The organism is Allohahella sp. A8 (assembly GCF_047946665.1).
Lineage (GTDB): Bacteria > Pseudomonadota > Gammaproteobacteria > Pseudomonadales > Oleiphilaceae > Allohahella.
The window spans coordinates 2,855,281-2,869,488 of sequence record NZ_CP172312.1 but is presented as its reverse complement, the minus strand read 5'-3'; the positions used below and the strand labels follow the sequence as shown (position 1 = coordinate 2,869,488).

The 14,208-nt window shown below is 56.2% G+C and carries 10 protein-coding genes; 7 read left to right on the top strand and 3 right to left on the bottom strand.

Translation table 11 applies throughout. The annotated features are described in order from the left end of the window. Nucleotides 1–81: 81 nt before the first annotated feature. On the top strand, nucleotides 82–1,677 hold the full coding sequence (locus tag ACH3PB_RS12815; RefSeq protein WP_416395423.1) for a methyl-accepting chemotaxis protein: 1,596 nt from the start codon (nucleotides 82–84) through the stop codon (nucleotides 1,675–1,677). Next, on the top strand, nucleotides 1,655–2,461 hold the full coding sequence (locus tag ACH3PB_RS12810; protein WP_416399456.1) for a class I SAM-dependent DNA methyltransferase: 807 nt from the start codon (nucleotides 1,655–1,657) through the stop codon (nucleotides 2,459–2,461). Before ACH3PB_RS12815 ends, ACH3PB_RS12810 begins: the two co-directional genes overlap by 23 nt. A gap of 35 nt (nucleotides 2,462–2,496) precedes the next feature. Here the strand turns inward: ACH3PB_RS12810 and ACH3PB_RS12805 are convergent, their stop codons facing one another. Together ACH3PB_RS12805 and ACH3PB_RS12800 are read right to left on the bottom strand one after the other, a co-directional pair. Continuing rightward, complete coding sequence (locus tag ACH3PB_RS12805) at nucleotides 2,497–3,504, bottom strand: diguanylate cyclase (RefSeq protein WP_416395420.1); 1,008 nt, start codon at nucleotides 3,502–3,504, stop codon at nucleotides 2,497–2,499. Between the two features lie 263 nt (nucleotides 3,505–3,767). Beyond that, complete coding sequence (locus tag ACH3PB_RS12800) at nucleotides 3,768–6,185, bottom strand: fatty acid cis/trans isomerase (protein ID WP_416395418.1); 2,418 nt, start codon at nucleotides 6,183–6,185, stop codon at nucleotides 3,768–3,770. 201 nt (nucleotides 6,186–6,386) lie between these two features. On the opposite strand from ACH3PB_RS12800, the gene ACH3PB_RS12795 reads away from it, so the two are divergent. The 5 genes from ACH3PB_RS12795 to ACH3PB_RS12775 all read left to right on the top strand — a co-directional run bounded on the left by ACH3PB_RS12795 (nucleotide 6,387) and on the right by ACH3PB_RS12775 (nucleotide 13,060). Continuing rightward, nucleotides 6,387–7,319: an ABC transporter ATP-binding protein gene (locus tag ACH3PB_RS12795; RefSeq protein ID WP_416395416.1), complete on the top strand. Its 933-nt coding sequence runs from the start codon at nucleotides 6,387–6,389 to the stop codon at nucleotides 7,317–7,319. Continuing rightward, nucleotides 7,316–8,083, top strand: a complete 768-nt coding sequence (locus ACH3PB_RS12790) for an ABC transporter permease (RefSeq protein ID WP_416395414.1) — start codon at nucleotides 7,316–7,318, stop codon at nucleotides 8,081–8,083. Before ACH3PB_RS12795 ends, ACH3PB_RS12790 begins: the two co-directional genes overlap by 4 nt. A gap of 156 nt (nucleotides 8,084–8,239) precedes the next feature. Beyond that, entirely contained in the window at nucleotides 8,240–9,778 is a 1,539-nt protein-coding gene (locus tag ACH3PB_RS12785) for a WS/DGAT/MGAT family O-acyltransferase (RefSeq protein WP_416395413.1), read from the top strand. After that, on the top strand, nucleotides 9,750–11,003 hold the full coding sequence (locus ACH3PB_RS12780; protein ID WP_416395411.1) for a YbfB/YjiJ family MFS transporter: 1,254 nt from the start codon (nucleotides 9,750–9,752) through the stop codon (nucleotides 11,001–11,003). The genes ACH3PB_RS12785 and ACH3PB_RS12780 overlap by 29 nt, the downstream gene beginning before the upstream one ends. A gap of 227 nt (nucleotides 11,004–11,230) precedes the next feature. Next, complete coding sequence (locus ACH3PB_RS12775; protein WP_416395408.1) at nucleotides 11,231–13,060, top strand: choice-of-anchor D domain-containing protein; 1,830 nt, start codon at nucleotides 11,231–11,233, stop codon at nucleotides 13,058–13,060. Between the two features lie 27 nt (nucleotides 13,061–13,087). Here the strand turns inward: ACH3PB_RS12775 and ACH3PB_RS12770 are convergent, their stop codons facing one another. Next, nucleotides 13,088–14,152 carry a helix-turn-helix domain-containing protein gene (locus ACH3PB_RS12770; RefSeq protein WP_416395406.1) on the bottom strand — a complete coding sequence of 355 codons (1,065 nt, stop codon included), beginning with the start codon at nucleotides 14,150–14,152 and terminating at the stop codon, nucleotides 13,088–13,090. Nucleotides 14,153–14,208: the final 56 nt, after the last annotated feature.

Below are 14,208 nucleotides of genomic sequence, written 5' to 3'. Positions count from 1 at the left end.
GTATTGCGGCCGAAAAAATTCTTAAGAGGTACTGACGTGGGCTGGTGGTCAAGGCTGGGGCTTCGCTGGAAGCTGCAAATCGTGTTTTTTGCAATCACGATGGCGATAACCATTTATAACCGACTTGTGGAGCGTAGCGATCTGCTGTCAATGCTGGCGCTTGCGAAAGCCGAGGGGGTCTCGCAGGACACCATGGCAGTGCTCAACGCACGCTTCGATGAAATCATGACGGGGGCGATCATTGGCTCAGGCATCGAATTTATAATCCAGTTCGCCCTGATAGCGCTTCTGGCGAATGTGCTGGTCCGCCCGCTGAATAGTCTTCTCAACTCGCTGAGATCAGTGGAAAAGGGGGATCTGACGAAGTCGGTGGAAGTCACGTCGGAGGATGAAATCGGGCAGTTGCAGCGTCAGTTCAACAGTATGCTTGCAAGGCTGAACGGCCTGTTTTCAAGTATTGACGACTCATCTTTGCATATGGGGCAGTCTGCTTATCAGATCGCGGCTGTCTCCCAGGAGATTGAAACGATCACCCAGACGCAGGAGGCTCGGTCTGCCGAGGTCAGTGAGGCGACCAGAATGCTTTTCGAAGCCTCTGAGCAGGTTCGTGACCTCAGTGGCAATACGCTGGAGAAGGCGCTGCAAACTGAGGCCCGTGGTGCCGAGGGTGTAAGCTCGGTGCAAAACACCATCGCCAAAATGCAGATCATCGGCAAAGGCATCAGCAATGCATCAACTGAAGTTAACGACCTCAAGGTGGCGGTGGCGACGATCGGACAGATCGTGGCGGCTATCCGTTCGATTTCGGAGCAGACTAATCTACTGGCTTTGAACGCGGCTATCGAGGCGGCCCGGGCTGGTGAAAGCGGCAGAGGTTTCGCGGTTGTGGCTGATGAGGTGCGCGCACTTGCTGGACGCGCGGGTCAGTCGGCCGAAGAGGTGTCTCGTATCGTGAGTGACCTTACCGAGCGGGTTGGTTCGGTTGCGCAGGTGATGGATACTGTGGTTGCAGATATGGAAGTCAATAGAGAGTCCTCTGAAAACACTATTCACATCATCAATGCAATGGGCGCTGACCTTTCGGAAACTTCTGAACTCAACCAGAGAATAAGTCAGGCGTCCACGGTGCAGCTGAAGGGTCTTGAGCAGGTCAATGCAACGCTTGCAGCCCTTTTTGAAATGCTTCAGGACAATGCGAGCAAGATCGGTAATACGGCCAACATTGGCGAAGCGCTCTTCAGTCTCAACACCAAGCTGCAGGCTCAGTTGACGGGCATGAAGTACCGCAAGCCGGAAGAGGCGCCAAAGACCGTTCCGGGTACTGAGGAGCGACGCAATAATGGACGGGTACCAGGAAGCTTGCTGGTGACCGTCAAGTCCGGCGGTATACGGCATGAAGGCCTGACCCAGGACCTGAGCATGACCGGCATCAAGCTGCTCATCAAGAATCGCTTCGAGAAGGGGCAGAAGGTGGAGATGCAGATACGCCTGCCGAGCAAGGACGTCAACGACTTCTCGCATCAGTCCAGTTGTCAGATCTCAGGGCATATCGTCTGGCGGAAAGATGAAGCAGGGCGATACCAATATGGTATCCATTTCGCCGATCAGCTGGCGTCGGAGCAGGCTAAGCTCGCCCAATGCGTAGCCTTCTTCGATAGCGCCAAACGGGTGGCCTGAAATCTCCAGTGCGGCTGACAATGGCAATGCCGTAGGGAGCCTGTATGCCGACCTGTCGGTCTATTACGATAGCTTTTGCGCGCACGTCGACTACGCAGGCCAGTGCGCATTTGCAGACAGAGCGTTTGCGGCACTGGCAGACGCGCAGGGAAAATCACTGCTAGATCTGGCCTGCGGTACCGGTCAGCATCTCTCCATCATGTCGGAGCTCGGCTACACCGTGAGCGGGCTCGACAATAGCCCCGCCATGCTTGCCGCGGCAAGACAGCGCTGTCCATCAGCGCGCCTCATTCTGCAGGACATTGCGAGCTTCGAGTTCACCAGCAGCTTTGATCTCATTACCTGCTTTCTGTATTCCATACACTACAGCTTTCCTGTGGCATCGTTGGCCACTACCCTGGCTCGAGCGTGGGAAGCACTCAAGCCAGGCGGTCTTCTCCTGTTCGATCTGGCAGACAAGGCCGGTGTTGCACAACGTGATGCTGTAAGTCAGGCGCGACTGGATGGTGCTGATTTCGAGTTTCGCTCAGGCTGGCGATACTGTGGCGACGGTGAGGCGCTTGATCTGCTGGTGTCCATCCGGCGGCTGGCCGACGGTCAGGGCGGCACTGAGGCCGCACACTGGACAGATCGACATACAATGACGGCCATCAGCATTGCTGAGGTTGTAGCAATCATGCAGCGCCTCGGGTTCGATGTTCAGGTGTTCGAACACGATTTCACTGCGTTGCGGGCCTGGGCCGGGGAAAGTTTCAATGTGATCATTGTCGGCGTTCGTCCCTGAGCATCGCTCAGTAGAACATCCGATGAGGGGCGAGGCTAGGAAGACTGTAGCGAATCCTCGCCAATCGTGCGATTTCTGCCTTCATGCTTGGCACGATAAAGTGCCATGTCGGCGCGGTGAATGGTCGCATCGACGTCTTCTGAATCCCGATGCTCGGCCAGACCTATGGAAACCGTAATGCGGAAATCCGGTCCGATTTCCGGGAAGCGCAGGTTTTCGATGCCCTGTCGCACACGCTCGGCCTTGATGCGAGCGCCTTCGAGTGGGGTCTGCGGGAGAATGAGCAGGAACTCTTCGCCGCCATAGCGGCCAAAACAGTCTATGCCACGGAGGTCGCGACTGGTTGCCAGCGCGACTTCCCTGAGCACATCGTCGCCGGCCTTGTGGCCGAATTCGTCGTTCACCTTTTTGAAATGATCCACATCCATGATGCAGAGGCTGAAGGGGCCTGTGCTGCGCTTGCGACGATTGGCTTCCTTGGATAGAACATCCAGCAGATGCCGACGGTTGAAGACGCCGGTGAGTGAATCACGACTAGCCAGCTCACCGATTTTCTCCAAAGCTTCTGCCAGCTCAGTGGTTGCGACGCGCAGTTCACCATTTCGCTTTCGCAACTGACCTCGTAAACCGTTGATATAGCCACCGATAACGGCGATCTGCGTGGTGACAAGTGCAAGTGCAATGAATTGCATCACTTCAAGCGGTGGATTTAGCGGCATCGATCCATCTATCCATAGCATGAACATGGTGATGCCGTAGAACAGCAGATAGAAAATACCGACCAGCAGGAACTGGCGCGTGTTCAGTGCGAGGATGCCATAGAGCGCCGGCACGATGCCGACGAGCAGGAACACTGCGCGTGCCTGGCCATCTTCCAGAGCATAGACCACCCAGAGCGCGGGTATCAGCGAGACGACCATCTGGACCGCAGTCATGCTCGGATCGCGAAACTTCAGGTTTATGTTGCTGTGAATGAGCCAGAAGAATGCTGCATTGAATACGGACATGAAGCCGATGAACTCAAGTACTATCCTTGCAGGCACTAAATCCTGCGACCAGGCAAATGTCACGATGCATAGCGTGAGCATGTATGAGACGACGGACATGCCAAGCCGACGTTTGCGCAGGACCTGATCCTGTTTTACCAGCTCAGCAGGACGTCCGCTGGACCTTGCAGCAGTGGGAGCGTTTTCGGAAATTACGGCGACCCTCGTCTCGAAAGGAAATTTGACTCTTCAAGTGTAGACGAGAATTCCCAGGCTGATTCTGCCTGAAGTCGTCGGCGCCAGGGCTTCCCTCTGGTCGATCAACGATTCTCCAGCCGGTTGTAATCGAATAATCCTGCATCGAGCGGTCGAGCACTGGTTAAAGACTGGTGCATCTGGTCACTGTAAGTCCAGAAGCGCGGATCAGTCCGCCGGACACCGAATTTATCGATAAAGCGCTCATAATTTTCGGGGGAGTTGACGGCAATCAGACTGTCGACAAAGTTGTCGACAGTTGCAGCGTCTAGCACGAGTAGACTGTTGGGGTAGGCCCCGACGAAGCCCGGCAGGATCATGAGCTGATCTTCTTCAGGTATCCTTCGTGCATCTTCATTGAAAGGTTGGGCGATGTTCAGATGAGCATTGTGCCGTAACAAGGTAAACCATTGCGCTGTCCCGCCATCACTATCCAATCGAACGAAAGTGACTTGCGGCAGGTATCTGACCGCGCCGCCGCGTATACTGTTCAAGCGCGAGAGGTGTCTGGCAGTGATGTCGGTTTGGCCTTCCGCCAGTTTCAGCGTCTTCGGTTGAAGCGGAGCGAAGAATCGCTTCCAGTCACCGTAGAGTTCGCCTAAGGGATCGGCGCTCTCATAGCTCATGCCTGTATCTTCCGAAAGACCAGCATATCTGCCGTGAACGTAGTCCTTGACGTCTTCACTGGCGCCACGATACCACTGATCGCGTACAGTCACCCTCGTCTCTGAGGGCAGGAAAGCAAGAAAATTGAACTCCCCTTCCATTCGCAGGAAGTCCATGTAAAGGCGCGTGCTGAGCTGATGCCCGACATTGCCGTAGACATCGAAGCCCGCCACCAGCAGATAGTGTATGCGTTCAAGTAGCGGATAAGTGATAACCCAGGCTGTCTGCGGTGAGTCTCCAGCCAGCCCCTTGATCACACTGGCACTGTCATCATGGCGGAAGATCGTCAGCGTCGCGTTCTGGTTGTAGCCGTCACCCTTCCAGAGATAGTCGAGGTTAATGGGGTCTTTTTCCGTGACCCGATTAATAACGGCGACCTTCTTTTTCAGATACGCCTGCTCCATCTTGGCGAACTTGCTCCAGGCCAGCAGCCCTGCATCGCTCTCATCTTCCGCAGGCAGCCGCAGATGCTCTCGCGCCTTGGCGAGGAAATCGGCGTCCTCGGCCAATGCTGCAAAACGTGGATCCGCGAAGGCCACCCAGAAGTAGTCGTTGATGACGTTAAGGGCAACCTGGCCCCGGCATACCGGTCCCTTGATATAGCCGGAGATCGTATAATGAGCCTCTTCCAGCATGAACCGATAACGGGCCAGCTGCGGCAGGGCCGCGAAGGTCACAAAGGGATTCGAAGCTGTTTCCGGATCGTAGCCCGGGAGTTCAGTCACTTCGTAGTTACTGTTCAGAAACAGATTCTGCCAGTGCCGCATACGCGTGTCGTTGAGCGCGTAAGGCATGTGGGTTTTGACCAGTACGGTGCTCTCATGAGGAACCAGCCGATAGTAGACGCGATCAACCCCAGGATCATCGAAGGGTCGTCGGCTGGCGATCTGCTGCACTGGCTGACCTGGTGGCGTAGTCGAGCGCACCAGTCGGAAGAAATGTGCCGGTGCCGGGTCCAAGGTGCCAGGCTCTTCTTCGCGCTCGCCAAAATACAGGGCGGCTAGAAATAAATGCTCATACATGTAGCGACTACTCAGCTGCCCTTTCAAACTGTCCTGGTTGAAGAAGCTCTCCCATTGTTGCTGCTGCTGGACTATAGCCGGATCCAGTAGCGTTCGCTCCGGGTGCGGCGCGCCCATTTTCAGCCACTGCAGAATGGTTTCGTTTTCAGCGGGAGAGAGTGCTGGTAGACCGTAGGGCATCCCGCCCTCCGGAAAGTCAGCTGCATAACTGTCGAATTCTTCGATGGTAGGGCATTCATGACTTGCGTTGAGGCCAAGTCTCATATCTTCCGATAACAGTTTTTCTTCACCACCTGGATGCTGCTGTTTCAACATCAGCATCTGAGCCAGCAGACTTGCCTTCACATTCGCTTCAGGACTGTCGCTGCGCTCGTTGAGCACCGAAAAGAAGCCTTCCTTTCGCCATTCGCTCGTGAGGCGCGGCGCGCCGATGAGGTTTGTCACGTTGGCCGCAGTGAGCCTGGTGCCGTCGTAGGTTGAAGTGGGGATGGCGCCTCTGGCGATGCCGTCCCATCTACTCATGTTGAGCTGGCAGGGGGAGTCGAGACAGCCATGGCACACCACACAGCGGGTTTCCATGACTCGCTCGGCTGCTAGCCACTCACTTGAACCAGTGGGGATGCTTGCCGGGTCCGGAGGACCTTTCGGCGTGCTGGTATCGATGAACTGTGCAGAAGCCGAATCGAATTTCGCGCTGTCAGCAGGGCCAAAGGATTTATCGAGCTGACGCGCCTGCCACACTGTGCACCCCAATACGAGACTAATGATAACTGCCAGACAGAGTCGCTTGAACATGAAGTGAGCCTTGTAGATACTGCGGAACAAAGGTCGCCGCCGGGATTTGAGCAGGCGGTGCCGGGCGGGCGGGGGTGCATTCTAGCTGAAACAGTTTTCAGCGTCTCGATCGCTTTGTCTGGGGGCTTCGTACTACTGCCTGGCATCCACCTTACGCATGTGCGATGGTGCCCCGCATTCGACAGCAGACGGACTAACCATTTGAACGCCACGCCAGTCATATCGGTCAGCGGCCTGACCAAGACCTATCAGTCCGGTCATCACGCGCTAGACCACATCGACCTCGAAATTCGACAGGGTGAGATTTTTGCACTCCTTGGGCCGAACGGGGCAGGGAAGACGACGCTCATCAGCATCATCTGTGGCATCGTGACCCGCAGCGCAGGCAGCGTGACTGTCGGAGGCTACGATATCGAGCGCGACTACCGCCTCACGCGCGCGATGATTGGCCTGGTTCCCCAGGAACTGACCACCGATGCCTTTGAGTCGGTTTGGGACACCGTCTCGCTCAGCCGAGGCATGTATGGCCATCCGCCGAACCGTGAACATATCGAAAAGATTCTCAAGCAGCTGAGTCTCTGGGACAAGCGCAAGAGCCAGATCATGACGCTATCGGGTGGAATGAAGCGCCGCGTGATGATAGCCAAGGCCTTGTCGCATGAGCCGCGCATCCTGTTCCTGGATGAACCCACGGCCGGCGTCGATGTCAATCTCCGACGGGATATGTGGCAGATCGTCAAGAACCTGCGGGATGATGGCGTGACCATCATTCTCACCACCCACTACATCGAAGAGGCCGAAGAAATGGCGGACCGGATTGGCGTTATCCGAAGCGGTAAGCTGATACTGGTTGAAGACAAGACATCACTCATGAGCCAGCTGGGTCGTAAGCAGCTGATCATTCAGCTGGCGCAGCCCATGACGGCCGTGCCTGCCGCGTTGGCGTCCTGGGCGCTCACGCTGAACGAATCCGGCAGCGAATTACACTATGGCTTTGGCGATACAGCCGGCACCGACAGTATTGGCGTGCTGCTCAGGCAACTCGACTCACTGGGAATTGCCTATACCGACCTGACCACCCGGCAGCGCTCGCTTGAAGAGATTTTCGTGAACCTGGTCGAGGCAGAAGCATGAGCGCTAACTGGCATGGCGTCTGGGCCATCTATAAATTCGAAATGCTCAGAGCCAGACGCACCTTTGTACAAAGTCTGATTGCGCCGGTCATCACCACAGCGCTGTATTTCGTGGTCTTTGGCGCGGCAATCGGCTCGCGAATGCAGGCCGTCGGCGGCGTAGACTATGGTGCTTTCATAGTACCAGGTCTGATCATGCTCTCGCTGTTCACACAGAGCCTGTCATACGCCTCGTTCGGCATCTACTTCCCGAAATTCACCGGCACCATCTATGAATTGCTTTCTGCGCCGCTTTCACCCTTCGAGATTGTGCTGGCCTATGTAGGCGCAGCGGCTACAAAGGCCATCGTTCTGGGAGCCATCATACTTGCTACCGCGACCCTGTTCGTCGATGTCCAGATCATGCACCCGGGCTGGATGGTCTTCTTCCTCGTGATGACAGCTGTGACCTTCAGCCTGTTCGGCTTCATCATTGGCATCTGGGCCACGAGCTTCGAGCAGTTGCAATTCGTGCCGATGCTCATTGTGACCCCGCTGACCTTCCTCGGCGGCGCGTTCTACTCCATTGATATGCTGCCCTCGCATTGGCAGGCCTTCAGTCTCTTCAATCCTGCTGTCTACCTGATCAGCGGCTTTCGCTGGAGCTTTTATGGCGAGGGGGATGTGAGTGTAGGTATCAGCATTGGCGTCGCCCTGTTTTTTCTGGTTCTCTGCATCGGTATCGTCTCGTGGTTGTTCCGGACTGGCTACCGCTTGAAAAGCTGATGTTCGAGCGGTCCAGGTATTGAGTATCAGAAGTCGTCCAGCTGTGACCTGACCCTCAATATTAAACCAGTTCAAGAACCGCAATGAAGCGTGAACACTGCTATCATGCTCACTGGTGAGACGGTCCTGGAAAAGGGCCGCGTAAAGCAGATGGGAATGACAATGAAAAGAATGGGTACACTGGACGCATCCTGGCTGGCGGTCGAGTCCGACGATACGCCGATGCATGTAGGCAACATGCAGATATTTTCACTGCCCGAAGGTGCAGGGGATACCTTCCTTCGCGACATGCTGGCCCGGATGAAGGCCGACTTCAAGGTTGCGCCCCCCTGGTGCAACAAGCTGGCGCACCCAAGCCTTCTGGGGCGAGTGGTCGCGCCGGGCTGGGTGGTTGATGAACAAATCGATCTTGATTATCACGTTCGCCATTCGGCGCTCCCGAGCCCGGGCAGTGAACGAGAACTTGGTATTCTGGTGTCTCGACTGCACTCCAATCCACTGGATTTCAAGCGTCCGCTGTGGGAGTGTCATATCATCGAGGGTCTCGAAAACAATCGTTTCGCGCTTTATACGAAGATGCACCATTGTGTGATCGATGGCATCAGCGGTGTGCGACTACTGCAGCGCGTGTTAACAACGGATCCCAGTGAAACCAACATGCTGCCGCCCTGGTCGGTCAGACCCGAGCGCACGCGGGGCAGCAAGACTGATCGTGAGCCGAGTATGCCGGCAGCGTTTTCACAGGCTCTGGACGCATTGAAACTCCAGGCCGACATGGCGCCGCGTCTGGCAAGTGCGCTCACGCGTGTGGTGAAATCCGTCAGGCATCCCGAGAACGGCCTCACCGCGCCTTTCTCCGGTCCAAACTCAGTATTGAACAGAAGAGTGACCGGGCAGCGTCGTTTTGCTACTCAACATTACCAGCTGAGCCGGCTCAAGAAATTGAGCAAGAACAGTGGCAGCTCGCTGAACGATATAGTGCTTTATCTTTGCGGCACCGCTCTGCGCCGGTTCCTTATTGAGCAGAACAATTTGCCTGATGAGCCGCTGACAGCAGGTATACCCGTAAATATACGGCCCGCTGACGATACCGGCACCGGCACGGCGATCAGCTTCATGATTGCAAACCTGGCAACCGACGTCGCCGATCCGATGTCGCGACTTGAGGCCATCAGGTACTCGACTGTGCAGGCGAAGGAGCATCTACAGAAGTTACCTCGGGCAGCCCTCAATCAGTACACCATGCTGCTCATGTCGCCCTACATTTTGCAGCTTATGTCAGGCCTGGGCGGTCGAATGCGGCCCGTGTTCAACGTCACCATTTCCAATGTGCCCGGTCCGGAGCAAGCGCTGTATTACGAGGGTGCCAAGCTTGAGGCCATGTACCCTGTGTCCTTGATCGCACATGGGGGTGCGCTGAATATCACGTGCCTCAGCTACGATGGATCGCTCAACTTCGGCTTTACCGGCTGCCGGGATACCCTGCCAAGTATGCAGAAGCTGGCGGTATATACCGGTGAAGCGCTCGAGGAGCTCGAAGTGTTGCTGAATGGCGGCGCTACGGCCTCGAGACGCAGTGCTATGAAGCGCACGCCTGTGAAAGCGGCCCCCCGCAAGCGTTCGGTCCGTGCGATCAAAGCCATCAAAGGCGTAGGCGGTCCAGCCAATGGCGCGGTCGGTAAGCGAGGCAAGTGATGAACCGCAGGTTGCCCGCCCCGTGACGGGTGAAGCAGTGCTGCCAGCAGCATCGGACGCTGCGCGTCTGAAGGTTCTCATCGCGGGCATCAGCAGTCTGGTGCTGATGCTCGGGATCGCACGTTTTGCCTATACACCCCTCATGCCCCTGATGCAGGCCCAGACCTGGCTGGGCCTTGAAGAGGGTGCGTGGCTCGCCAGTCTCAACTATCTGGGTTATTTCAGCGGCGTATTACTGGCGTCGCTGCTCAACGATCTTCGAACGAAAGACACACTCTACCGTATAGGCCTGCTGCTTGCCGTGTCGACAACTGCAGGCTCGGCGTTGAGCGATAACTTCTGGTGGCTGGGCGGACTGCGTTATCTGGCCGGGCTCAGTAGTGCTGCTGGTCTGATGCTTGGCTCAGGACTGGTGCTGAACTGGCTGATGCGGCACCACTATCGCAGTGAGCTGGGCGTGCACTTTGCCGGGGTAGGTATTGGCATAGCGCTGTGTTCGCTGCTTATAGAGGTGCTGACCCCCACGCTCGACTGGCGTGAGCATTGGCTACTGCTGGGCGGCCTTGGCCTGTTACTGGCTGTGCCAGCGTGGTTTTGGTTGCCGAGACCGGTAAAGTCCCATCTCCCGACACCGGGACGGGTGCTGAGCGATTCGCCTCCTACACGGAATTATCTGCTCCTGTTCTGTTGCGCCTATGCCCTGGCCGGGGTCGGCTATGTAGTCAGTGCAACATTCATTGTGGCAATCATTGATGCCGAGTCAGCAGGTAATGCCGGCACACGGGCCTTTCTGGTTTTGGGGCTTGCAGCTGCTCCAGCGTGTCTGATTCTCGATCGGGTGGCGCGGGTGTTGGGCGATCATCGGACCTTACTGCTGACCTGTGTGCTGCACACCTTCAGTATTCTGACGCCGTACTTCAGCAACGCCCTCTGGCTTGCCTACCTCAGCGCAGCCCTCTTCGGGGCCACGTTTATCGGTATCGTGAGTCTCGTGCTGACTATGGCTGGCAAGCACTATCCCACCAAGCCGGCCAAGATGATGGGAAAACTGACCATTGGTTATGCAGTGGCCCAGATTGTGGCACCCGCAATCGTAGGCCAGATCACACTCCATGGCGGCAGTTACCGTGACGGGCTCCTGCTTGCTGGTTTGTGTATGGCGCTGGCCACCGGGCTGGTGGAATGGCTGCGGCGCCTGGCGCGCGATCAGAAAATGTACCAGTGAATGCGTCCGTAGTTTTTCTCCGGAACTTGAACAGGTTCACGAAACGCCAGAGCAGATAAGCGCATTCCGCTGATGCGTCCAAATCCCAGTCATGCATGCCGGTCCAGGCATTGTGAGAACTCGTCTAAATTGTTGAAATTATAGAGAAAAAGGATGATGTAAACCCTTGTGGTCGGTGGCTACTCTTCGGTCTTCTTGAACAACAATCAACAGAAGGAACGAAGAAAATGACCACGATTCATACCGCGAAACGTACGCGACTTGGTGCTGCTGTGGCAGGCACAATACTCATGACAGCTCACACGGTAGCGCTCGCTGAACCTGCGTCGCTCGAGCTCGAATTGCGTTGCCCATTTCCGCTGATCGGCGAGCAAGCAATACTCGCCAAGATCTCCGCGGATTATCCGACAGAAGTCACGGTGGGCGACAGCTTCGGCCCTTTCAATATAGACACGGTCACGGTGGTAAATGAAGCCTCCCGACAGGGTTTGGCTCTGCTTGGCGCAGCTACCGTTACCGGGACGGCGCAGAGTGCAACGACCATTGTGACCCCCGCCAGAACTATTGAGAACACCGTTGAACTGACCGTGGCACCATCACCAGTGCCAGCTACCGAAGGCGCCTTCGAGGTGGCGGCCAGCGGTATGACGGCGGCTGAAGCGTTCGTTGAAGGTGATGTGGGCGCAGGTGAGATCACTGTTGAAGATCTCACGCTCAATCTCAGGAATCTCCGTGAGGATGGCACGCTCGCCGGGATGCCGGTGGGCGAGTTCACTACAGATTGCGCCGTGGTGGAAGGGCAGAACACAGTGCTTGCCAGATTCAACATCGTTGAGGGCGACGGCACAGGAGAGCCGACCCCGCCAAGTGTGGCGGTCGATGTTGAAGCTATCGACTTCGGCAATGTCCAGATGGGCACCTCCGATAAGCGCAGTGTCACGATCACCAACAACGGTGGTGGCATTCTTGCGATCAATAGCGTGACGGTCAGCGGTGCTGATGCTGCTGCATTTATCCAGACCAACGACTGCACCACGCTCGCCTCTGGCGAGAGCTGTATCGTCGATATCACCTTCACCTCCGCTTCGGATGGCGCCCAGTCGGCCGTGCTCAACATCGAGTCGGACGATCCTGACAACAGCGTGATAGTTGTTGATCTGAGCGCCAACGGTCAGATCGAGTCTGAAGCGGACATCGAAGTCAGCGCCACTGAGCTGGGTTTTGGCACCATCGCACAGGGTGTCACTTCTGACCGGTCGCTTACCGTGAGTAACGTTGGTAGCGCAGCGCTGAATATCAGTGAAGTCTCATTGCAGACAGGTGAAGATTTTTCACTCCTGAGCAATGAGTGCACGACACTCGCACCCGAAGGCAGCTGTGACATTGGCCTACGATTTACTGGCAACGCCGATGGCCTTAGCCGCGATGTGCTCAGCATCGCTTCGGATGATCCAGATGAGGCTGTCGTGACTGTCGATCTGAGCGGTCAGGTGGGAGATGATACTGATGGTGGTGGATCGACCAACGACATAAAGCTGAGTGTGGCCGGCTCCACGACATTGACGGCTACCGGGAAAGCCTTGCCACTCACAGGCCTCATCGAGAGTAGCGTGGATGAGTCTACTGGTATGCTGACAGCAGATGTCCAGCTCGATCCGACGAGTGGCACCTTCAGATTGACGAGACTTTTCCGCAAGCTAACCGCCACAGTAAATATCGAATTCGAAAGTGTTGGTGAGGCGAGTGGTACCCTGATTGATGGGAAGTTGATGACCACGACACAAGCCTATGTGAAGGTTCCGGAGGTCACTGTGAATCTCTTCGGTCTCAAGCTGCCGATAGGTGGTGGAGACGAGTGCCGGACGGCGGAGCCGACGACCATCACTGTAGAGTCTCAGGACGGTGAGACCTTCGTCCCGACCGCCGGCGGCATTGTGGATGGGTCCTACGACATGACCGGACTGGAGAATTGTGGTGCGTTGACGACTGTTTTGAGCGACTTCCTCGAAGGCCGGGATAACAGCATCAACCTGGTGTTGACCCCAGCTCAGCCCTGAGGCCAGGAGGGGTTCATCCATGCAGAGTCATTCCGACTCCTCGCGGCTGGCCCCCTCACGCCCTCGGCGGCGAACGTCGCCAGGCGTATTGCCAGTCCAGCTTCGATAGGCCTTTGTGAAGCTGGCCTGGTCGCTGAAACCAAGCTTCAACGCGATGTCCATCAGCGACAGCGGCGTATCCATAAGATAAAGGTCAGCGTAGCTGTGGCGGATATCCTGGCGCATCTTTCTGAACGAAGTGCCGGCAGCAGCGAGATGCTGCCGGAGGTAGCGTGAGCTCATTCCAAGTTGCTTGGCCGTTCGCTCGAGTGTTGCCTTGCCAGGTTGCTTGAGGATCTGTTCCCTGGCTTGCGCGGCTATTTCTCTGCTTTCAGGTGAACCTGCCTCCTCGTCGTCAGCAATGGCCAGCTCGCCATCACTTTCAATGTGCTTCTCTCTCGCCAGCGAATAAGCTACCCGTGTGTTGTCATCCTGAGGCTTGCGACCGACCAGCGACAGCGTAATCTGATTGTGTTCACCATTGAACTGCCAGGTGGAGTCGGGGGCGAGCGCCTGCCAATCTGATTCATCCAGAGCCGAGTCGTAGTCGAACTCGAAGCTGACCGCATGCGAGACCTGTGAAGCGATGGAGTAGATGCTGCCGAGATAGACCTTGGTCAGAAACGGTCGCGCAGTGCCCGTGTTCCAATTGTCTTTCAGCCTGATCCTGGCCTGCGTCGCCGTCGTGGTGCATTCCATGTCGATAAGCGGAAGACAGACACGCAGGTGCTGCACAACCATTTCCACCAGTTTAGAGTTGCTTTCTCTGCTGAGCAGTACGTAACCGAACAAGCCGTGGGCAATGAGGTCCAGTTTCTGACCAAACTGAAAGCCGGCTCTCTCGTCGGTGGCCAGCCACTGTGCATTCTCCAGCATCTTGACAATCTGACTCACTGGCAGAAAGGCGTCTGCGTCGTCCAGCGTAGCTGAGCCAATGCCCGTATTATTGAGCAAGGCCTCCTGGCTCACGCCTTTGGACTGCATGAACGATACGAACTTTCGCAGGTATCTTGATGAAACCAAAGGTACTTTATAAGTAATCATCTCTGACATAATTGTTGCTTTCACACCTTCATGCCACGGCCTTCAAGCAAGGTCACGTCGTCTGC

Bases quoted from the DNA above. Each gene is read 5' to 3' on its own strand.
- ACH3PB_RS12780 (WP_416395411.1), top strand. From the start codon at position 9,750: ATGGCGCGGTCGGTAAGCGAGGCAAGTGATGAACCGCAGGTTGCCCGC.
- ACH3PB_RS12770 (WP_416395406.1), bottom strand. From the start codon at position 14,152: ATGTCAGAGATGATTACTTATAAAGTACCTTTGGTTTCATCAAGATAC.
- ACH3PB_RS12785 (WP_416395413.1), top strand. From the start codon at position 8,240: ATGACAATGAAAAGAATGGGTACACTGGACGCATCCTGGCTGGCGGTC.
- ACH3PB_RS12790 (WP_416395414.1), top strand. From the start codon at position 7,316: ATGAGCGCTAACTGGCATGGCGTCTGGGCCATCTATAAATTCGAAATG.
- ACH3PB_RS12800 (WP_416395418.1), bottom strand. From the start codon at position 6,185: ATGTTCAAGCGACTCTGTCTGGCAGTTATCATTAGTCTCGTATTGGGG.
- ACH3PB_RS12775 (WP_416395408.1), top strand. From the start codon at position 11,231: ATGACCACGATTCATACCGCGAAACGTACGCGACTTGGTGCTGCTGTG.